Here is a 21706-nt window from a genome sequence, read left to right as displayed (position 1 = left end):
TTGTGTCAGCTGGGCGGACGAAGTGAATGAGTTTGGGTTTATAGTGTCAGCCGAGCGGACGAGGCGAATGAGTTTCAGTTTACTTCGTCGTCCTGGTCGACGGTCTGAACCAGTTTCAGTTTACTTTGTCGCCTCGGTCGACAGCTTCAATCGTTTTCTACGAATTGTTCATTCCGTTAAGTAAAATTACGCCTTATCGAAAGAGGTTAGTAAGCCAAACAATGAAATACAATCCAAGAAAAATAGCGTGCCATTTCCAATAAAGCACGATCAGTCCAAGCGTTTCACGTATCCAAGATGATGGTAGAAAATAAAGTGCTGTTCGGGAACCTATACTACGTCCTTTCAAACCAATCTTTCGCATGTAAATACCCGCTCGCAAGGAGTGGAAAGAATTGGTGACAACTAGACAACGATAATTTTTCTCACGTGTCTCATCCAAAATTGCTTTGCTAAAACGCAAATTTTCTAAGGTATTGGTTGACTGCCGTTCAATTATAATATCTTCTTGTGGAATACCTACTTGCCTTAAATATTGCGCCATTGCTTCTGCTTCGGTTATTGGTTCATCGACACCTTGTCCTCCAGAAACGACAATTTTGGGATGGTTATGAAATTTTTCATACATCGTCTTCCCCTTTTCGAGTCGTTGAGCGAGAAGAGGTGGAACCTTGTCTCCTATCAAACCAGACCCTAAGATGATGATGTAGTCTGGATGTTTTATGACGGGCAATACATTATAAACAAAACCGTAAAGGATATAGGTCACATAAAGATAGCTACCATAAATTAGAAGTCCATTTGTAAGAGATAGGATTTTATGAAGAAAGATAAAATGAGGAAAGAAAAAAGTAAGCGCTAGGGAAAGAGCAATAGCGAGTCCATAAAAGAGGGAGAGAAGGTTTGCTAAACGCCTGCCTTCAAAGGTCATCATCTGTCTGCCATTAAAAATGAGATAAATGGTTGAAATTATAACACTCAAAGGAATGAAAAGTGCTAAGATGAGCAAAGAAAGCATTGCCAGATTTCTATTGACAAGTTGTTCCATATGCATCACAAACAAACCAGAAACGATAGCGGCAAATAAAATTAGAACGACACTAAGCAGATAAGCATTGAAAAGTCGTCTGGGTTCGATACAAAATAAGATGACAAAAAGAAAAGCAGGGATAAACCAAATCAAATGAAGCAGCATAAATGATAGAAATCCTTTCAACCAATTTCCTTTTTAGTATAGCATAAAAGTTCCTGTAAAAAAGTAGATTTAAAAAACAATGGACTTAAAAATTGAAATATTATTAAAAAATATGGTATAATATTTTTATGTCTTGGGGTCGTTACGGATTCGACAGGCATTATGAGGCACATTTTGCGACTCATCGAGCGGATGTAAAGCGCCAGTTAAATATAACTGCAAAAAATAATAATTCTTACGCTTTAGCTGCCTAAAAAACAGCCAGCGTGACCAGATTCGGATCGCTCGTGTTCGATGACCGGTCTTAATAATAGCGAGATACGATTAAGCCTTGTCTAGGGGCTTGATAAGAGACTGATAGACTCGCTTGGCTTGGGCTTGAGTTATGTGTCAAAGCGAAGTTAAATCCAATACATAACCTATGGTTGTAGACAAATGTGTTGGCAGGTGTTTGGACGTGGGTTCAATTCCCACCGGCTCCATTGTTAAATATGGAAGATTACTCAAGAGGCTTAAGAGGCTGTGTTGGAAACGCAGTAGGCGTGTGAAAGCGTGCGTGGGTTCGAATCCCATGTCTTCCGTTTTGTTACAAAACGCTCGTTAGTGGCGTTTTTTTTACTAGAAGATAAAATGAGTGAAGAGAACGGATTCACTCATTTATTTTTTGAAAAATATTGAAATTTTTCTGAAAAGTAGTAGACTGTAACTAGAAAGTTTGGAGGTTTCTCGTGAAATTATACGTACAATTGATGATTATTTTTTCAATTTCTTTGATAGGAGAAGGGATTTCCTATCTTTTTCATTTGCCTATTCCGGGGAGTATTATTGGGCTTATTCTTCTTTTTTTGGCTTTGCAATTTAAAATTTTCAGATTGCGGCATGTGAGTATGGTGGGAAATTTTTTATTAGCCAATATGACGATTCTATTTTTGCCGCCAGCGGTCGGAATTATGGATAAATTTCATGTCATTGCGCCTTATCTGCTGCCGATTGTTTTGATTATTGTTGGAGCGATTGTGATCAATGTGGTTGTCATTGCTGTGGTTGTTCATTTTATCAAAAATCGCTTTGAAGGAGATTACGGAGAAGGAGAAACAAGAAATGTCTAATTTGTGGGGCAATCCTTTATTTGGTTTGGCTTTATCAATCTTTGCTTATCTGGTAGGAATGTTGATTTTTCGCAGATTTCCGCATCCTTTGACAACCCCTTTACTTCTAGCCACCATATTTGTCATTGTATTTTTAAAATTGACAGGAATTTCTTACAAGAATTACTACGTAGGCGGGGCGTATTTGAATAATCTCATTGTGCCGTCAACGGTTGCACTGGGAATTCCTTTGTATAAAACATTTCATCTCATGAAACACCATGCCAGAAGCATTTTGATTGGTACTTTTATAGCGGTGGTAGTGAATACTAGTTTTACGGCCTTGGTCGCCAAGGCTTTTGGAATGGATTTTTTCTTAGCAATTTCACTCTTTCCCAAATCAGTAACAACAGCTATGGCGGTTGGAATTACAGATAAAATGCAAGGGCTGACGACAGTGACGTTGGTAGTTGTAGTTGCAACGGGAATCTTGACAAGTGTGATCGGTCCGACTGTTTTAAAAATCTTAAAAATCAAAGATCCTGTTGCAGTAGGCTTAGCTCTTGGAGGAACGGGACATGCTGTTGGGACAGGGACAGCCTTTAAATACGGACAAGTTGCAGGAGCTATGGCTGGTCTAGCTATTGGGGTGACAGGGATTATGTATGTGATTGTCAGTCCAATTGTTGCAAGTATTATTTTAAAATAGCAAAAGACGAGAATGACTGTGCTGTGACTATTTTTTGAAAGCAAGTATGTTTTCTGCCCCATTTCCTAAAAAACATGATATAATAGAGAGTAAAAACTTTTTGATAGAAAGACAGTTATGGATTTAAAAGATTATATTGCAACCATTGAAAATTACCCACAAGAAGGGATTTTATTTCGTGACATTAGCCCATTAATGGCAGATGGGAATGCCTACAGCTATGCTATTCGTGAAATTGTCCAATATGCTACGGACAAGAAAATTGATATGATTGTCGGTCCAGAAGCGCGTGGATTTATTGTTGGATGTCCGGTAGCTTATGAGCTTGGAGTTGGTTTTGCTCCAGTACGTAAGCCTGGGAAATTGCCTCGTGAGGTTATCTCAGCTAGTTATGAAAAAGAGTATGGTGTAGATACCTTAACAATGCACGCAGACTCTATCAAGCCTGGACAGCGTGTACTGATTGTTGATGACCTTCTTGCAACGGGAGGAACGGTTAAAGCAACAATTGAAATGGTTGAACGTTTAGGTGGTATCGTTGCAGGTTGCGCTTTCCTTATTGAATTGGATGAATTGAAGGGACGCGAAGCTATTGGTAACTACGATTACAAAGTTCTCATGCATTATTAAGGTATAAGTAAAAGCTATATCTTGTTGTAGAAAAAGTATAATTGAAAACTATATCTCCTTTCAGTATAATAAAAGCAGAAAGTAAAAGGAGATATTTTCATGCCTATTAAAATTGATAAGAAATTACCAGCTGTTGACATTTTAAGATCTGAGAATATCTTTGTTATGGATGATGAGCGTGCAGAACACCAAGATATTCGTCCTCTGAATATCTTGATTTTGAATTTAATGCCGCAAAAAACAGTAACAGAAACGCAGTTGTTGCGTCATTTAGCAAATACGCCATTGCAACTTCGGATTGAATTTCTTTATATGACTTCTCATACCTTCAAAACGACACGTGCGGACTATATGGAGACCTTTTATAAGACTTTTGATGAGATCAAAGGTCGTTATTTTGACGGTTTGATTGTCACTGGAGCGCCAGTCGAGCATTTGCCTTTTGAAGCAGTAGATTATTGGGAAGAATTTCGACAAGTTATTGACTGGTCCAAATCGCATGTTTACTCAACGTTGCATATTTGTTGGGGAGCGCAAGCAGCTCTTTATGCTCGTTATGGCATTGCCAAACACCAGATGAAGCGCAAGTTGTCCGGTATTTATAGTCAATCCATATCAGAAAAACCAAATTTGCTGTTTCGTGGTTTTGATGATGAATACGCAGCTCCTCATTCGCGTTATACAGAAGTTCGCAAAGAGGATATTTTAAACAAGAGTAATTTGGAAATTTTAGCTTGTGGAGAAGAGGTTGGTGTCTCCGTTGTGGCAAGTCGTGATCTTCGCGAAGTGTATAGCTTTGGTCATTTGGAATATGACCGCGAGACCTTGGCAAAAGAATATTTGCGTGATGTAGACGCAGGGCTGAATCCGCATATTCCAGAAAATTATTTCAAAAATGATGATGTTACTTCAGTCCCCTGTTTACGATGGAATCTGGCTGCGGCGCTGTTTTTCAACAATTGGATTAATTATGCTGTTTATCAAGAAACGCCATTTGACTGGGAAAATGCAGCAAATGCAGCAAATGACGCTTCCTTGTTTGCTTATTTATAAGAGGTGTTATGACTTATTTATCAGCGTATAAGACGGGCAATTTAGTATTGCCAACTGAGCTTCTTTTTTATTTTCATGAAATATTTGATAATAGTGATGACTTTTTGGTCTGGCAATTTTTCTATTTGCAAAATACAACGTCGCTAGAAGAGATTTCTCCTGTTCAGATTGCAGAAAGTATCGGGAAATCCGTTGCAGAGGTCAATCGCTCTATGTCAAATTTGACAGAAAAAGGATTGTTGCAGTATAAAACAATTGCACTCAATGGTGAAATTGAAGCAGTTTTTGATGCGCTGCCAGCGCTTGAACGATTAGATGAAATTGTAGAAAGTCGCTCAAGCGTTGCGCAAACTGTTTCTCAAAATGTTTTAAAAGACTTGGTCGAGACTTTCCAGCAAGAATTAGGTCGCCTCTTGACACCGTTTGAAATTGAAGATTTAACAAAAACGATTCAAGATGACAAGATCAATCCTGAACTTGTTACTGCTGCTCTTCGTGAAGCTGTTTTTAATGGAAAGGCAAACTGGAGATACATCCAAGCTATTTTACGGAATTGGCGCCGTGAAGGCATTACAACAGTAGCACAGGTAGAAGCGAAGCGAGAAGAACGTGAAGCGGCAAATCCGCAAAATATCACTGTCTCAGATGATTTTTTGAAGGCTATGGATTTGTGGCGAGATTAAGATGTCGGAGTTTGTTCCCTTGGAATAGACTCTTTTTTTAGTTCCTTAAAAATGATATACTAAGTGAAACGATTATTTTAGAAATGAGTTATCATGCAAGTAAAGAATATCTCAAAACGTTTGAGAAAAGTAGCTGGTTTTGTACCACAGGATGCCAAAATCTTGGATGTAGGAAGTGACCACGCTTATTTACCGATTTATCTAATTCAGCAGGGAAGAACTTCCTCGGCTATTGCTAGTGAAGTTGTTGAGGGACCTTATCAGTCTGCGGTGACGAATGTAGCAGATAATCAGATGTCCGATAAAATTGATGTTCGCTTGGCAAATGGTTTGGCAGCTTTTGATGCAGAAGATCAGATTGATGTTATCGTTATTGCAGGAATGGGAGGAGGATTGATAGCAGATATTTTAGACAATGACAGTGCAAAATTGGCATCTGTTAAGCGCCTGATTCTTCAGCCTAACAATCGGGAAGATGAACTTCGCAGGTGGTTATGTGGTCATAATTTTCAAATTATTGAGGAAGCTATTGTGGAAGAAAATGGGAAATTTTACGAGATAATGATAGCTGAACAGGGGCATCAAGTGTTGAATGCTAAACAAGAACGCTTCGGACCTTATCTAATGAGGGAGCAATCAGCTGTTTTTCTAGATAAATGGCAGCGAGAAGTAGACAAGCTGGAAAAAGCTTTGGCTAAAATCCCCGAGAAAAATCTAACGGAACGCTCTGCTATGTCCCAAAGAATCAAGCAAATCAAGGAGGTACTGCATGCTGGCAAGTGATTTTATTAACCGTTATGAAGCATACTGTCCTAAGAATCTGTCCATGACGGGAGATGTCTGCGGACTGCAAATTGGAACTCTGAATAAGGAAGTTAAGCGAGTACTGGTAGCTTTGGATATCCGCGAGCAGACAGTTGCAGAGGCGATTGAAAAAGATGTAGATTTGATTTTGGTTAAGCACGCACCGATCTTTCGACCTATTAAGGATTTAGTGGCAGACCGACCTCAGAATCAGATTTACATCGATCTGATTAAGCACGATACTGCAGTCTATGTCAGCCATACCAATATTGATATTGTGGATGACGGTCTCAATGACTGGTTCTGTGATCTACTAGAAATCACTGATACGGATTATCTTAGCGAAACGGTTCCTGGACACGGCATTGGTCGTATTGGCAAGATTGCACCTCAGACTTTTGGAGACTTTGCAGGCAAGGTTAAGGAAACTTTTGGTCTGGATAGTCTGCGTTTGGTGACTTATTCGGCTGTGGATCTGGAGCGAATGATTGAGAAAGTGGCAATCTGTGGTGGCAGTGGTCAGTCCTTTTACAAGGAGGCTTTAGCAAAGGGCGCTCAGCTTTATATTACAGGTGATATTTACTACCATACAGCACAGGATATGCTGAGCGAGGGGCTTCTAGCTTTGGATCCGGGTCACCATATAGAAGTGTTCTTTGTAAAAAAATTGGTTGAAAAGTTTCAAGACTGGAAAGTAGAAGAGGGTTGGGAAGTTGAATTTTTAGCCAGTCAAGTTTCTACAAATCCTTTTAAACATATCTAAGTAGGAAATTGTATGAAAAAAGTAGCGATTATCGGAGCGGGGATTGTTGGATCAACTGCTGCCTATTATCTATCAAAAAATCCTGTTTATCAGGTAACAGTTTTTGACCATGGAATAGGTCAGGCAACCAAAGCAGCAGCTGGTATTATCAGTCCGTGGTTTTCTAAGCGGCGCAATAAAGCATGGTATCGTATGGCGCGACTGGGAGCAGATTTTTATCTGGATTTGATAACTGATTTACAGAAGGACGGTTTTGAAACGGAGTTTTATCAGCAGACTGGCGTCTTTTTGCTGAAGAAAAAAGAGGAGAGCTTGGAGGCACTCTATGACTTGGCAGACCAACGGCGAAAAGAGTCACCGCTCATTGGCGACTTGCGGCTACTTTCACGGGCGGAAGCAGCAGAGTACTTTCCAAATCTTAAAGGTTTTGACCGGCTGCTCTATGCTTCTGGAGGAGCACGCGTGGAAGGCTCATTATTGACTCAGACTTTGCTTACGGCTAGCGGTGCAGAAGTAATTCAAAAGAAAGTAAGTTTGGACATTCGAGATGGGGCTTTCTGGGTTGATAGTTGTTGTTTTGACCAAGTTATATTGGCAACAGGAGCTTGGTTGCCCGAGTTTTTGAGTCCATTAGGTTATCAAGTGGATATTCGTCCACAAAAAGGGCAGTTGCGAGATTATCAGACTGCTCTGGTGACAGATGATTATCCAGTTGTTATGCCAGAAGGAGAGCTAGATATTATTCCTTTTCAAAATGGCAAAATCAGTATGGGAGCTACACACGAAAATGAAATGGGCTATGACCTTAAAGTAGATCAGGTCATGTTAGATAAAATGGAACAGGAAGCTCTCTACTATTTTCCTAGGTTATCTCAGGCGAAAGTGGTGAACGAACGGGTCGGAATTCGAGCCTATACTAGTGACTTTTCTCCCTTCTTTGGTCAGGTGCCAGATCTTCCTCAGGTATTTGCAGCTAGTGGTTTAGGCTCGTCTGGCTTGACGACAGGACCTCTCATCGGATATCATTTAGTTCAGATAATTCAGGGAAAAAACGGTAGTTTAAATCTAGCGGATTATCCCATTGAAAGCTACATTAAGAAAGAGAAATAGGTGACAGAGAATATTTTAAATTGGGTCAATGTTTGTGTGAAAAAAGAGAATCAAGTTCTCTTGCTCAATCGACAGCATGATGATTTTAAAGGTTGGATTCAGCCAGGTGGAAAAGTTGAGTTTCCAGAATCTTTTTTTGAAGCAGCAGCTCGTGAGTTGAAAGAGGAAACGGGATTGACGGCTTTGAAATTACAGCTTAAAGGCATTTCAGGTTTTACCAATCCAGCAAAAGCAGAGCGTTATGTCTATTATGATTTTCTCTGTGAGGATTTTGAAGGGGAACTGCTAACGGAATCACGGGAAGGTCAGCCCAAATGGTGGTCAATTGATGAACTGGACCAGCTCGACATGCAGGACGACATCAGAGATAGGCTTCCTTTGTACTGGCGAAAAGGCTCCTTTGAGCGGATTCACTATTGGGATGAAGAGAACCATTACATCAAAGAAACCAAGACGATATTGTATGATGAAAGATAATGAGGAGATGAAGTTGTTATGAACTGGTTGCAGGAGCAGCCTGTGGTGCTACAGGCTTTTTTGGCGGGACTCTTTACATGGGGCTGTACCATTGTAGGCTCTGCGGTTGTCTTTTTCTTTAAAACAGTCAGTCGTAAGCTGCTGGATATTATGATGGGATTTGCAGCTGGTGTCATGATTGCAGCTTCATTTTGGTCGCTCTTGCAGCCTTCAATTGAGTATGCAAAAGGTAACTATGGAGTCTGGTCTTGGATGCCAGCCGCCCTTGGTTTTCTGTTGGGTGGTTTCTTCTTGCGCTTTATTGATGCGGTAGTACCCCATTTACACCTTAGCAAAAAGGATGTATCTGAGGCAGAAAGTCTGCCGGAGCACAGCCGGAATAAACTGTCCAAAACAGCCCTGCTTTTTCTGGCTATTACCATACACAATTTTCCAGAAGGCTTGGCAGTAGGAGTGGCTTTTGGTGCCTTATCCAGCAATTCCAGTCCAGAAGTCTTTATCGGAGCCGTAGGTCTGGCTTTGGGAATTGGTCTCCAAAATGTGCCGAAAGGGGCAGCCTTGTCCATTCCTATACGGACAGATGGGGAATCGCGTCTTAAGGCTTTTTACTGGGGCTCGATATCGGCTATTGTTGAGCCTATCGGAGCGGTTCTTGGTGCTTATGCGGTTATGACAATGACGGCTATTCTACCCTATGCCCTGTCTTTTGCGGCGGGAGCCATGATTTTCGTCTTCGTGGAGGAGCTGATACCAGATTCTCAGACAAATGGCAATACAGATGTTGCGACTTTAGGTCTCATGGTGGGCTTTGTATTGATGATGGTATTGGATGTGGCTTTGGGATAGCAGATACTTTTTTGAAATCAAGCGTCTATTTTATCAATCTGCCAGATAACAACAGTTCTATCTTGGCAGATTTTTGGTTTCGTTTTTAATTTTTATTAAGTATGAAAAGCTTTGAATGAACATGCTCTCTTTCTTGAAGGATGACATCCGCTTTCAAAAATGGTAAAATAAGTAGAATACATTTAAGAGAGGAAACTCATTATGAAAGGTATTATCCTTGCAGGTGGTTCTGGTACACGTTTATATCCTTTGACTAGAGCTGCGTCTAAACAACTCATGCCGGTTTATGACAAACCCATGATTTATTATCCATTATCAACCCTCATGCTGGCTGGTATCAAGGACATCTTGATTATCTCAACACCGACAGATCTCCCTCGCTTTGAGGATTTGTTGGGTGATGGCTCGGAGTTTGGTATCAAACTTTCTTACGCTGAGCAACCAAGTCCAGATGGTTTGGCCCAAGCCTTTATCATCGGGGCTGACTTTATCGGAGATGACCATGTGGCTTTGATTTTAGGTGATAATATTTATCATGGTCCAGGCCTTAGTAAAATGCTGCAAAAAGCTGCTTCTAAGGAAAACGGAGCGACTGTCTTTGGTTATCAAGTAAAAGACCCAGAGCGTTTCGGTGTGGTTGAATTTGATGAAAATATGAATGCAATCTCTATCGAAGAAAAACCAGAACAGCCACGTTCTAACTATGCAGTTACAGGACTTTATTTCTATGACAATGACGTAGTAGAAATTGCTAAAAATATCAAGCCTAGTCCACGTGGAGAGCTGGAAATCACTGATGTCAATAAGGCTTACTTAGACCGCGGCGATTTGTCTGTTGAGCTTATGGGACGTGGTTTTGCTTGGTTGGACACCGGTACACACGAGAGCTTATTAGAAGCTGCTCAATACATCGAAACCGTCCAACGTATGCAAAATGTTCAAGTAGCAAACTTAGAAGAAATTGCCTACCGTATGGGATATATCACTAAAGAACAAGTGCATGATTTGGCACAATCACTTAAAAAGAACGAATACGGTCACTACTTATTACGTTTGATTGGAGAAGAATAAGACATGTCTGAACAATTTTTTGAAAAAAAATTAGCAGCTCGTAAGATTGAAGCCATTCCTGGCATGCTGGAATTTGATATTCCAGTTCATGGGGACAATCGTGGCTGGTTCAAGGAAAACTTTCAAAAAGAAAAAATGGTACCCCTTGGTTTTCCAGAAAGCTTTTTTGCTGAAGGTAAGCTCCAAAACAATGTCAGCTTTTCCTGCAAAAATGTGCTCCGTGGTCTTCATGCAGAACCTTGGGATAAGTACATTTCTGTCGCAGATGGCGGAAAAGTTCTCGGTTCTTGGGTTGATTTGCGTGAAGGGGAAACATTCGGAAATACCTACCAAACGGTCATTGATGCCAGCAAAGGGATTTTCGTTCCTCGCGGTGTAGCAAATGGCTTTCAAGTATTGTCAGATACGGTTTCTTATAGCTATTTGGTCAATGACTACTGGGCATTGGAATTGAAACCTAAGTATGCCTTTGTCAACTATGCTGACCCCGCTCTTGGCATTGAATGGGAAAATCTTGACCAAGCAGAAGTATCTGAAGCAGATAAGAATCATCCAATGCTTAAGGATGTTAAACCTTTGACCAAAGATATGTTATAATACCCTCAGAAGATAGGAGAAAATCTTTTCATGACTGAATATAAAAATATTGTAGTGACAGGTGGTGCTGGTTTTATCGGCTCTAACTTTGTCCATTATGTGTACAATAACTTTCCAGATGTGCATATTACCGTTCTGGATAAACTGACTTATGCTGGTAACCGTGCCAACATTGAAGAAATTCTAGGCGACCGCGTGGAGTTGGTCGTTGGAGATATTGCTGATGCAGCGATTGTTGACCAAGTGGCTAAGAATGCAGATGCTATTGTTCACTATGCGGCAGAAAGCCATAATGACAACTCACTTAATGACCCACGTCCGTTTATTGATACGAACTTTGTCGGAACTTATACGCTTCTTGAAGCGGCTCGTAAATACGATCTTCGTTTCCACCATGTATCTACTGACGAAGTTTATGGTGACCTTCCTCTTCGTGAAGATCTTCCGGGGCATGGTGAAGGACCGAGCGAAAAATTCACTCCAGAAACCAAATACAATCCAAGCTCACCTTATTCTTCAACTAAGGCAGCTTCTGACTTGATTGTCAAAGCTTGGGTACGCTCTTTCGGTGTCAAGGCAACTATTTCTAATTGTTCAAATAACTATGGACCATATCAACACATCGAAAAATTTATTCCGCGCCAAATTACCAATATCCTTTCAGGCATTCGTCCAAAACTTTATGGTGAAGGAAAGAATGTTCGTGACTGGATTCATACCAATGACCATTCATCAGGGGTTTGGACCATTCTCACAAAAGGGAAAATCGGTGAAACCTACCTAATTGGTGCAGATGGTGAGAAGAATAACAAAGAAGTGCTAGAGCTCATTCTCAAAGAAATGGGACAACCAGCTGACGCTTACGATCATGTAACAGACCGTGCGGGTCACGACCTGCGCTATGCTATTGATGCTAGCAAGTTGCGTGATGAACTAGGTTGGAAACCAGAATTTACCAACTTTGAGGCTGGATTGAAAGAAACAATCAAATGGTACACGGATCACCAAGATTGGTGGAAAGCTGAAAAGGAAGCTGTCGAAGCCAACTATGCCAAGACTCAAAAAGTATTAAAATAAAAAGTAACTATTGAAGTTTTGTCTTAAAAGGAGAATCATGAAACATAAAATTTTAGTAACAGGTGGAGCCGGATTTATCGGAACGCATACCGTTATTGAGTTAGTCAATGCTGGACACGAAGTTGTTATTGTTGATAATTTAGTGAACAGCAGCAAAAAAAGTGTAGAAGTTGTAGAACGAATTGTTGGTCAAAAAATTCCATTTTATCAAGTGGACATTCGTGATAAGAAAGCCTTGCTTGAAATCTTTAAAGCAGAACAACCAACAGGTGTGATTCATTTTGCAGCGTTGAAAGCAGTTGGTGAATCAACACAAATTCCATTGACTTATTATGAAAACAACATTACAGGAACATTGACATTACTACGTGTTATGGAAGAAGTCAATTGCAAAAATATCATTTTCAGCTCTTCTGCAACTGTCTATGGAGACCCTCATACCGTTCCAATTTTAGAAGATTTTCCTCTGTCAGTCACCAATCCTTACGGACGTACAAAACTAATGATTGAAGAAATGCTGACAGATATTTATAAAGCTGATTCAAGCTGGAATGTTGTCTTGCTTCGGTATTTTAATCCAATTGGTGCTCATGAAAGTGGTGATTTGGGTGAAAATCCAAATGGCATTCCAAATAATCTCTTGCCATATGTGACGCAGGTTGCTGTTGGAAAATTAAAAGAAGTGCAAGTGTTTGGTAATGACTATCCAACAGTTGACGGTACCGGTGTTCGTGACTATATTCACGTGGTGGATTTGGCAAAAGGACATGTGGCTGCTCTGCAAAAAATTGAAGGAACTGCTGGTCTAAATATCTATAACCTTGGTACCGGCAAAGGATATTCTGTTTTAGAAATTATCCAAAATATGGAAAAAGCAGTCGGCAAACCAATCCCTTATAAGATTGTTGACCGCCGCCCTGGTGACATTGCCACTTGTTATGCCGACTCTACAAAAGCAAAAGAGGAATTAGGCTGGGAAGCACAATTTGATATTACACGCATGTGCCAAGATGCTTGGCATTGGCAAAGCAAACACCCAAATGGATTTGATGACTAAATAAAAAATATGTCAATAGTAGACGAGGCTGGGATAGTAGTTTCTCAGCCTCGCTTTTTGCATAGAAATAAGCTTGATGCACAGTAGTTGATTACTCAAAACATTGCGTTGAAGTTGCGAATAATGCTTGCGAGGTATTTTCTATTCAAGCTTGTGAGAAGTATCTAATCAACCTTGTGGAAGTTGACCAGAACTCGCTGTTCTGAAGTTTTTGCATGATGACTTGAAAGTAAATTTACTAAAAAATTAGAAAACCAGTTAAGCATTTTTCTAGTGGAATAATGTTCTTTGTGTTAAACTAAAAATATGGAACATCATTTTAATCATAAAGCAGGATCATTCGATTCTCCAAAAAATATATTTATTGCCAATCTTATTCGCCAAGAAGTGGAGAAACAAATTGTAGATTTCTCTGACAAGTGCATTTTAGATTTTGGCGGTGGTACAGGATTGGTGAGCCTGCCATTGGCAACTCAATCCAAGTCAGTCATGCTTGTTGATATTTCTGAAAAAATGCTTGAGCAAGCTCGCCTAAAAGTGGAAAAACAAGCTATTGAGAATGTTTATTTGTTACAGCAGGATTTGTTGACAAAACCATTAAACCAATTGTTTGACATCATCGTGGTTAGTCGTGTTCTTCATCATATGCCAAATATTGAGAAGACTCTAGCGATGTTTAGAAATCATCTTGTAGAAGACGGACAACTTTTTATTGCAGATTTTGTTAAAACAGACGTAAATCATCATGGCTTTCATCTTGCTGACTTGGAAGGAAAACTGTCTCAAAGTGGCTTCTCATCCGTCAAATCTCAGATAATTTATAGTGCAGAGGAACTCTTTTTAGGAAATTATGCAGAGCTTTTCTTGACATTAGCACAAAATCACTCGTTTGCATGACGAGTGATTTTGGTTTGTCTTTATAGTAGATTTCTTGATTCTTTTATGGAAATAGTAGAAAATGCCGCGTGGATATAGTATAATGGGGTTATATGATTTTGAAGGAGAATGAGATTAAGTGAAATCTTCGGATTTATTGATTATTATACCTGCCTACAATGAAGAAGGCTCTATTGAGAATGTTGTCAACAATATCATCAGGAATTATTCACAGTATGATTATGTGATTATCAATGACGGTTCAAAAGATAGAACATCAGCCATTTGCCATGCAAACAGTTATAATATTGTGGATTTGCCGGTCAATTTAGGATTGGCAGGCGCATTTCAAACAGGACTTAGATATGCTTATGAGCAAGGCTATAAAAAAGCAGTGCAGTTTGACGCAGATGGTCAACATTTGCCTGAGTATATCTCAGTTTTAGAAGCAAAAATGAACGAAGGCTATGAAATGGTTATTGGATCTCGTTTTGTGACGGAAAAGCGCGAAACGTCTTTGCGGATGATGGGGAATATTCTCATTAGTGCAGCCATTAAATTAACCACAGGAAAGACAATCAACGATCCAACCTCTGGTATGCGGATGTTTTCTGAAGGACTTATCAAAGAATTTGCTCTCAATATCAATTATGGACCTGAGCCAGATACCGTCTCATATCTAATTCGTCATGGTGTGAAAGTAGCAGAAGCCCAAGTGCGAATGGAAGAGAGACAAGCTGGTGAGAGTTATCTGACACTTTCTCGCTCTATTCAATATATGACGCACATGTTTGTATCTATCTTGATTATTCAGAATTTCAGAAAGAGAGGGTAGACATTAAATGACTATTTGGTTTCAAATTGTATTGATTTTTGTCTCTATTATGACTTGTGCCTTTATTTTACGTAGCATTCGAAAATCACAAGTTCAAATCAACGATGCTATATTTTGGGTATTTTTCTCTTTAATTTTATTAGTATTTAGCATTTTCCCAGGTCTAGCAGAAGCTATCGCAAGTGCATTAGGAATTGTATCAGCAGTCAATTTTATCTTTTTATTTGTCATTTTCTTATTGCTCATCAATCAATTCCAACTCACTCTTAGATTATCTAAATTAGATACGAAATTTAAAAATTTAGTTCAAACAATCGCACTGAGGGAGAAAGATGAAAATAAAAACTAATCCTTCTGCTAAAGAGATTTATTTTTGGAATTTACTGGGGAATTTAGCAGCTTCAGGAGTTTCTGTCCTTTATCTACTGATTGTAACAAGATTAACTTCTGCCAAAGTAGCAGACCAATTTAGCTTGGCGAATTCCATTGGGACTCTTTGGATTGTTATCGGACTTTTCCAAGTCAGAAATTATCAAGGAACGGATGTGAATCAAAAGCATTCTTTCATAGGATATTTTCAAACTAGGTTGATAACAATTTTAGCGATGTTGGTCACATTATATCCCTATTTATATATTGTCGGAGAAGGCCGTTATTCTTTTGAAACGATTTTACTGACATTTTTAATGATTTTGTATCGTATGTGGGATGCGGTATCTGATTTATTTCAAGGCTTATTTCAACAAAGAGAACGTATGGATATAGCTGGGAAAACAATGTTTTACCGTTATTCCACTAGTGTAGTTGTCCTGTTTCTTAGTATTTTGCTTTCGAAGTCTGTGATTGTAGGTTTATTTTCTTTAGTCATTTGGAATGGCTTAGTTATCATTTTTTATGAAACCAGTTTTCTTAAATATTTTGAAACGATTCAATGGAAAGAACTCTTCTCTAGCAATTACAAAAAAGATATAAAAGATATTTTTCTGGCTTGTTGGCCATTATTTGTGAATGGATTTATTTTATTATATATTTTAAACGAGCCTAAGATTATTATTGAAAAAGGCCTAAATCAAGGAGTTTTGCAGACTGGCATGCAACGTGATTTTAACATTCTTTTTATGCCTGTTTTTTTTATGAGTCTCATCATTTTAATGGTTAGACCCCTAATAACCCAAATGGCTATTTTGTGGAATCGAGAAAAGTATGTAGAATTTTCTCTAATTGTGAAAAAACTCTTGCTCTATTTATTTATAGGTGGGATAGCCGTTACGATAGTGGCTTACTTCATAGGCACCCCAATTCTTAGTTTGGTATTTGGAGTGGCGTTATCACAATACACTCTTCCTTTTGCAATTCTAATCTTTGCAGGAGTTTTATATGCTTTAGCCATTGTTTTTGAAAATATTCTAACCATTGTTCGAAAGCAACACTTATTAGTAGGTTTATATATCGTTTTATTAGTTATCACTAAGTTGGTAACAGAACCATTTATTTATCATTATCGTATGTTAGGTGCAGCACTCAGCTTTCTGATTGTTATGACCGCTTATTTAGTCGGTATTTTTGGCATTTATATGGTAGCTGGGAGAAAAAGGAAATAAGAATGAAATATGATTTAACTGTCATTATTCCCGTTTATAATACAGAAAAATATTTAAGAAGATGCTTAGATAGTATTGTCAATCAAGACAATTTAGAGAAATGCGCGATCCGCGTTATTTGTGTTAATGACGGGAGTACAGACCATTCGGAAGAGATTATTAAGGAATATGTTGAAAAATATCCATTTATTGAACTGTTTTCAAAAGAAAATGGAGGAGTGTCAGATGCAAGAAACTATGGATTAAATCAAGTTTGTGATAGTGAATATACCACTTTTATTGATCCAGATGATTGTATATATCCTAATTATTTAACGGAGTTTTTGTTAGCAAAAGGAAATGATGTTATTTATTTTGATTTTGATTTAATTGATAGTGATGAGAAATTGATAAAACATTTAAATGTCAATCCTTTCTTTAATGATAGTAAAGATTCAGATAATAATATTCGTTTATTCATGCTAACAAAACACGCTTCTTGGACTAGAATTTATAAGTCACATTTTTTTGATTTCAATTATTTTCCAAAAGGGAAAATTTATGAAGATGTTGCCTTAATGCCCTATATGACTTCAAAATGCACTAGTATTTCTTATATAAAAAAATATTTATACCGATATACAGTTGATACTTCTGGTTCAATCATGAATTCAAGCAAGTCAAATATTTTTGATATCTATGATGCTTTGGAATATCTGTTTGTTCTATTTGGTGATGATTTTGATAAATATAAAGAAGAATTACAATATTTGGCCTTGGAACATCTATGTGTTGGTCATACCTATAGATTGTTGAAATATCCAGAAGTGAAGAAACAAGATTTTAAAGATATTATCCTCTTTATGGAAAGGTACTTTGGAAAAAACTGGGAAAAGAATAAATATATCAAACAAGGTGTACAAAAAGTAAATATTCACTCTAAACTAGCTTATGTTGTACCATTGTTTTTAAAAGTATTGAAGAATGAGTGGTTTGGGTTGTTATTGTTGGCAAAAAAACGCTAATATTCTATTAAAAAAGATTGGAGAATGGGTAATTGTGATAAAGAAGTCTATTAATTGGTCGTTTATGTTCAATATAAAAGACTGGTTTTATTCTTTTGTATTGAATATAACAAAACGCTGGAAATATTTATTTGGATTATGGGGTCTGTTATTCCTTACTTATTTTTATTTAGGTGGTTCAACGGCTACCATTCCAAGGACTTTATTGTTTATAACAGGTTTGGTATTTAGCATAACTATTTGTTTACCTGGAAAATTGCATAATAAGGTATTTTGGAGTATTCTTTTTTCGGGGGGGCTTTTTGTTATTTTAACTCCTGTTTTAGATGTTCCTGATGAGACTGCTCATTATTCAAGAGCTTTGTACATATCAGAAGCGCACCTCTATCTTCCCAAAAAGTCTTCAGAGTTTAGAGTTTCTAAGGATGCTGTAGAAGCTGAAAAAGTATTTAAAAAACCGTTGATACATTCTGGGTTAGATAAAGTTAAGACCTCTTCACAAACTGCACGTTATCCTAAATTTTTAGCAACGAATGCTTCATCGTTTATTCCTTATTTACCCCAAGTATTTGGCTTGACAATCGCTAAGATTTTAGGATCAAGTGTTCTATCTTCAATCATTTTAGGGCGTTTATGTAATCTTTTGGCTTATGCGTTGTTAATTAGGTTAGCTATAAAAAAAGCTAAGGGGAAAGAATTATTGTTCGCAAGTCTAGGGATGCTACCAATGAGTGTATATTTAGCATCTTCTTTCAGTACAGACGGTATGGTGAACGGGTTTCTCTTTTTGATTATTGCTTTGTTTTGTGAGTATGTTCAAAAAGATAAGGTTTCTTTATTAGATATTCTATTATTTGCAACATTATGTTTAATAATGACTACCATGAAATTGCCATATGTATTATTGATAGGATTGTTATTATTTATACCAAAAAAGAAATTACCAGATCGGTATACTTATGTATTTATTATTGGGCTCATTTTGCTAGTAGGAATTTTAAGCTTCTTTTGGTTGCGTTTATCTAGTAATATTAATATGAATCAGGTAACTTCTGATGTAAACCCAGTTGAAAAGATTAAATACACAATAGGACATATGAATGAATTTTCAAGAATGATTGTGCAAGAGTGGGTGAATTTAATTCCAAATAAAATCCCTTCCCTGTTTACATTTGGCTGGTTAACCTATGGTTTAGGAAACTTACTATGGTTCTATTTAATATTTATCAGTTGTGTCATATTTATGATACCTCAATATAATCCTTTACCTAAAATTAGTAAATATGGAACTTTTTTAGTCGGTGTTGGAATTACGTTTGGCATTTTGATGACAGCCTATTTAATGTGGGGGAAAGTTAATGAAATTGCTATTCAAGGTGTTCAAGGTAGATATTTTACTGGGGTTATCTTACTTTTAGGTTTAACGTTTAATAGTATTAAGCTATTTGTGCCGATATACCCTACACTCTCTTCAGAAGAAGAGGAGAAAAGAGATACCTTTGTTTTATTTATTGCATTGGTCTTTATAATGATGTCTGTTGTGTTAACAGTACTTCAATATTATGGTCTTAAAATTTGATAGCTAAAGTTAGGAGTGATGTAAAATGAAAAAAGCACTAAGCGGTTTTGTTTTATTGATATTAATGACACTGTTAGGAGTTGAAAAGGCTAGCGCTGACAATGAAGGCTTAGAAATGTACCGTCTGTATAATCCAAATAGTGGCGAACATTTTTATACAGCTAATTGGAATGAAAAAGAAATGCTTTCAAGAGTTGGCTGGCGTTATGAGGGGAGTGGTTGGGTTGCTCCTTTGCAAGGACAAGATGTATATAGAATGTACAATCCTAATGCTGGCGATCATCATTATACTTTGAATGCTAATGAAAGAGATTTTCTGATTAAGTCAGGATGGAGATATGAAGGAGTGGCTTGGAAATCTTCTGGCCAGTATCCATTGTATAGACTTTATAATCCAAATGCTAGAGCAGGTAGTCATCATTACACATTATCTGAAGCAGAAAAAGTGCATTTAACTAACGTTGGTTGGCGTTATGAAGGTATTAGTTGGTATGCTATTGGGTTAGGAGCTCCAACCTCTCATCAATCGTCTTCTAATTCAGGAAATATAGCTAATCCAGAAATGTATCCAAATTGTGAAGCTGCTCGAAGAGCCGGTGTAACTCCTATTTATCGTGGACAGCCTGGTTATAGTAGTAAATTGGATAGAGATGGAGATGGGGTCGCTTGTGAATAGTTAGCAAATCATTTATTTTTAAATAGTCCTTTTAAAGTTAGGCTTTATTCCTAACTTTTTATTTTTATGTTAGAATATATTTAACGACATAAGGAGGCTAAAATGACAATTTCAATCATCGTTCCTTGTTTTAACGAGGAAGAGTCGCTTCAGTTGTTTTATGCGGAAATGGAAAAAATTAAATTTCAGCTAAATGATCATTTTGAATACATCTTTGTCAATGACGGCTCAAAAGATAGAACCTTAGCTATTTTACGAGAACTCAATCAGAAAAATAATAGTGTTCGTTATCTTTCTTTTTCGAGAAATTTTGGAAAAGAAGCAGCTCTGTATGCGGGTCTCAAACATGCAACTGGTGATTTAGTGACTGTCATGGATGCGGATTTGCAAGATCCTCCGGAACTTTTACTTACAATGAAATCCATGCTGGAGAAGAATCCAGATTTGGATTGTGTGGGGACACGACGGACAACGCGTGATGGAGAACCTCCAATTCGTAGCTTTTTTGCTAAGATGTTTTATAAATTGATCAATAAAATTAGTCAAGTTGAAATGGTGGACGGTGCGCGGGATTTCCGTCTCATGCGCCGACAAATGGTAGATGCCATTTTAGAAGTTTCTGAGTACAATCGTTTTTCCAAGGGAATATTTGCATGGGTTGGATTTAGAACGGAATATTTGGAATATAAGAATGTAGAACGAGTTGCAGGAAAAACCAGTTGGAGTTTCTGGCAATTATTGAATTATTCTTTAGAAGGGATTATCAACTTTTCAGATGCCCCTTTGACAATAGCTTTTTTGGGAGGTGTTGCTGCCTGTTTATTGGCATTCTTCCTTATCATGATTGTCATTGTTCGTACGTTGATTTTTGGCGATCCAACATCTGGCTGGCCTTCTATGGTGTCGATTATTCTTTTTCTAGGTGGTTTTCAGTTGTTGACAATTGGCATTCTTGGTAAATACATTGGGAAAATTTTCATGGAAACCAAAAAAAGACCAATTTACGTGATTAAAGAGAAGAGCGAGTAGAAAGCAGATTTTTTCTGCTTTTTTTGATATAATGAATTTATTGAATGTTTATTATTCAGAAAGGAATTTCAAATGATTTTAATTACAGGAGCTAACGGACAGCTTGGGACAGAACTTCGTTATCTTTTAGATGAACGCAACGAAGAGTATGTGGCAGTTGACGTGGCAGAAATGGATATTACAAATGCCGAAATGGTTGAGAAGGTTTTTGCAGAAGTGAAGCCAAGTCTTGTCTACCACTGTGCTGCCTATACAGCTGTGGACGCAGCAGAAGATGAAGGTAAAGAACTGGATTATGCAATCAATGTCACAGGAACTGAAAATGTTGCTAAAGCAGCAGAAAAGCATGGTGCAACACTTGTTTACATTTCTACAGACTATGTTTTTGCTGGAGATAAGCCAGTTGGGCAGGAATGGGAGGTAGACGATCAACCAGACCCTCAGACAGAATATGGTCGCACGAAGCGCATGGGAGAGGAATTGGTTGAGAAATATTCTAGCCGTTTCTACATTATCCGCACAGCTTGGGTCTTTGGAAATTATGGAAAGAACTTTGTTTTCACTATGCAAAATTTAGCGAAAACACATAAAACTCTGACTGTTGTCAATGATCAACACGGTCGTCCGACTTGGACGCGTACGTTGGCTGAATTTATGACGTACTTAGCAGAAAATCAAAAAGAATTTGGCTATTATCATTTGTCAAATGATGCCACAGAAGATACGACTTGGTATGATTTTGCAGTGGAAATCTTAAAAGATACAGATGTCGAAGTTTTGCCAGTGGACTCTAGTAAGTTTCCAGCGAAAGCGAAGCGACCACTCAATTCTACCATGAGTCTAGCTAAAGCTAAGGCAACCGACTTTGTCATCCCAACTTGGCAAGATGCCCTCAAGGAATTTTATAAACAAGGAAAGAAATAAGGTAGAAGCAGCCGAAAGGTTG

Annotated in this window: 24 protein-coding genes, 1 tRNA gene and 1 other RNA gene; 25 read left to right on the top strand and 1 reads right to left on the bottom strand. The window is 38.0% G+C overall.

All coding sequences use genetic code 11. The features are described from left to right. Positions 1-193: 193 nt before the first annotated feature. Positions 194-1195: a YdcF family protein gene (locus tag HMPREF2984_RS00205; protein WP_070669947.1), complete on the bottom strand. Its 1002-nt coding sequence runs from the start codon at positions 1193-1195 to the stop codon at positions 194-196. A gap of 135 nt (positions 1196-1330) precedes the next feature. Between HMPREF2984_RS00205 and ssrA the strand changes: the two genes are divergently transcribed. The 25 genes from ssrA (at position 1331) to rfbD (ending at position 21684) form a co-directional block, all read left to right on the top strand. Continuing rightward, positions 1331-1680: a transfer-messenger RNA gene (ssrA, locus tag HMPREF2984_RS00200) on the top strand. Between the two features lie 8 nt (positions 1681-1688). Next, positions 1689-1776 (top strand) — tRNA-Ser (locus HMPREF2984_RS00195). 147 nt (positions 1777-1923) lie between these two features. After that, on the top strand, positions 1924-2304 hold the full coding sequence (locus HMPREF2984_RS00190; RefSeq protein WP_003037448.1) for a CidA/LrgA family protein: 381 nt from the start codon (positions 1924-1926) through the stop codon (positions 2302-2304). After that, positions 2297-2992, top strand: a complete 696-nt coding sequence (locus tag HMPREF2984_RS00185) for an LrgB family protein (RefSeq protein ID WP_049516752.1) — start codon at positions 2297-2299, stop codon at positions 2990-2992. Before HMPREF2984_RS00190 ends, HMPREF2984_RS00185 begins: the two co-directional genes overlap by 8 nt. Before the next feature lie 117 nt (positions 2993-3109). Further along, complete coding sequence (locus HMPREF2984_RS00180; protein ID WP_003025236.1) at positions 3110-3622, top strand: adenine phosphoribosyltransferase; 513 nt, start codon at positions 3110-3112, stop codon at positions 3620-3622. Positions 3623-3721: 99 nt separating this feature from the next. Beyond that, the gene (gene metA / locus HMPREF2984_RS00175) at positions 3722-4675 is read left to right on the top strand and encodes a homoserine O-acetyltransferase MetA (protein WP_070669945.1); all 954 of its coding nucleotides are present in this window, start codon (positions 3722-3724) and stop codon (positions 4673-4675) included. 8 nt (positions 4676-4683) lie between these two features. Further along, positions 4684-5358 carry a DnaD domain-containing protein gene (locus HMPREF2984_RS00170; protein WP_049533008.1) on the top strand — a complete coding sequence of 225 codons (675 nt, stop codon included), beginning with the start codon at positions 4684-4686 and terminating at the stop codon, positions 5356-5358. A gap of 93 nt (positions 5359-5451) precedes the next feature. Continuing rightward, on the top strand, positions 5452-6141 hold the full coding sequence (locus HMPREF2984_RS00165; RefSeq protein WP_049533009.1) for a tRNA (adenine(22)-N(1))-methyltransferase: 690 nt from the start codon (positions 5452-5454) through the stop codon (positions 6139-6141). Further along, positions 6128-6925, top strand: a complete 798-nt coding sequence (locus HMPREF2984_RS00160) for a Nif3-like dinuclear metal center hexameric protein (protein ID WP_049533010.1) — start codon at positions 6128-6130, stop codon at positions 6923-6925. Before HMPREF2984_RS00165 ends, HMPREF2984_RS00160 begins: the two co-directional genes overlap by 14 nt. Before the next feature lie 12 nt (positions 6926-6937). Next, entirely contained in the window at positions 6938-8035 is a 1098-nt protein-coding gene (locus HMPREF2984_RS00155) for an NAD(P)/FAD-dependent oxidoreductase (protein ID WP_070669943.1), read from the top strand. Further along, positions 8036-8512: an 8-oxo-dGTP diphosphatase gene (locus HMPREF2984_RS00150; RefSeq protein ID WP_070669942.1), complete on the top strand. Its 477-nt coding sequence runs from the start codon at positions 8036-8038 to the stop codon at positions 8510-8512. A gap of 18 nt (positions 8513-8530) precedes the next feature. Continuing rightward, entirely contained in the window at positions 8531-9358 is an 828-nt protein-coding gene (locus HMPREF2984_RS00145) for a ZIP family metal transporter (protein ID WP_070669940.1), read from the top strand. 201 nt (positions 9359-9559) lie between these two features. Then, the gene (gene rfbA / locus HMPREF2984_RS00140; protein WP_003027717.1) at positions 9560-10429 is read left to right on the top strand and encodes a glucose-1-phosphate thymidylyltransferase RfbA; all 870 of its coding nucleotides are present in this window, start codon (positions 9560-9562) and stop codon (positions 10427-10429) included. A 3-nt stretch (positions 10430-10432) separates the two neighbouring features. Then, a complete protein-coding gene (locus HMPREF2984_RS00135) occupies positions 10433-11026 on the top strand; it encodes a dTDP-4-dehydrorhamnose 3,5-epimerase family protein (RefSeq protein WP_070669938.1) in 594 nt (197 codons plus the stop codon). 30 nt (positions 11027-11056) lie between these two features. Further along, positions 11057-12103, top strand: a complete 1047-nt coding sequence (gene rfbB, locus HMPREF2984_RS00130) for a dTDP-glucose 4,6-dehydratase (RefSeq protein WP_070669936.1) — start codon at positions 11057-11059, stop codon at positions 12101-12103. Positions 12104-12140: 37 nt separating this feature from the next. Beyond that, positions 12141-13160 carry a UDP-glucose 4-epimerase GalE gene (galE, locus tag HMPREF2984_RS00125; protein ID WP_022526671.1) on the top strand — a complete coding sequence of 340 codons (1020 nt, stop codon included), beginning with the start codon at positions 12141-12143 and terminating at the stop codon, positions 13158-13160. Between the two features lie 306 nt (positions 13161-13466). Then, positions 13467-14057: a class I SAM-dependent methyltransferase gene (locus tag HMPREF2984_RS00120; protein WP_049533016.1), complete on the top strand. Its 591-nt coding sequence runs from the start codon at positions 13467-13469 to the stop codon at positions 14055-14057. A 118-nt stretch (positions 14058-14175) separates the two neighbouring features. Continuing rightward, positions 14176-14871, top strand: a complete 696-nt coding sequence (locus HMPREF2984_RS00115) for a glycosyltransferase family 2 protein (RefSeq protein ID WP_003030449.1) — start codon at positions 14176-14178, stop codon at positions 14869-14871. Between the two features lie 7 nt (positions 14872-14878). Further along, positions 14879-15220, top strand: a complete 342-nt coding sequence (locus HMPREF2984_RS00110; protein WP_003037340.1) for a DUF2304 domain-containing protein — start codon at positions 14879-14881, stop codon at positions 15218-15220. Further along, complete coding sequence (locus HMPREF2984_RS00105) at positions 15204-16472, top strand: lipopolysaccharide biosynthesis protein (protein WP_003040348.1); 1269 nt, start codon at positions 15204-15206, stop codon at positions 16470-16472. The genes HMPREF2984_RS00110 and HMPREF2984_RS00105 overlap by 17 nt, the downstream gene beginning before the upstream one ends. Positions 16473-16474: 2 nt before the next feature. Next, a complete protein-coding gene (locus HMPREF2984_RS00100; protein WP_003040081.1) occupies positions 16475-17476 on the top strand; it encodes a glycosyltransferase family 2 protein in 1002 nt (333 codons plus the stop codon). A gap of 64 nt (positions 17477-17540) precedes the next feature. Next, positions 17541-19055 carry a DUF2142 domain-containing protein gene (locus HMPREF2984_RS00095; RefSeq protein WP_229311906.1) on the top strand — a complete coding sequence of 505 codons (1515 nt, stop codon included), beginning with the start codon at positions 17541-17543 and terminating at the stop codon, positions 19053-19055. Between the two features lie 64 nt (positions 19056-19119). After that, positions 19120-19731, top strand: a complete 612-nt coding sequence (locus HMPREF2984_RS00090; protein WP_224785085.1) for an excalibur calcium-binding domain-containing protein — start codon at positions 19120-19122, stop codon at positions 19729-19731. A gap of 102 nt (positions 19732-19833) precedes the next feature. Further along, positions 19834-20760 carry a glycosyltransferase family 2 protein gene (locus HMPREF2984_RS00085; protein ID WP_003040427.1) on the top strand — a complete coding sequence of 309 codons (927 nt, stop codon included), beginning with the start codon at positions 19834-19836 and terminating at the stop codon, positions 20758-20760. 72 nt (positions 20761-20832) lie between these two features. Continuing rightward, entirely contained in the window at positions 20833-21684 is an 852-nt protein-coding gene (gene rfbD, locus HMPREF2984_RS00080) for a dTDP-4-dehydrorhamnose reductase (RefSeq protein ID WP_070669934.1), read from the top strand. Positions 21685-21706: the final 22 nt, after the last annotated feature.

The sequence above is a fragment of the Streptococcus sp. HMSC066E07 genome (genome assembly GCF_001814695.1).
GTDB classification, from domain to species: domain Bacteria; phylum Bacillota; class Bacilli; order Lactobacillales; family Streptococcaceae; genus Streptococcus; species Streptococcus hominis.
Note: the sequence above shows the minus strand (reverse complement) of the source record. Positions and strands in the feature narration are given on the sequence as shown.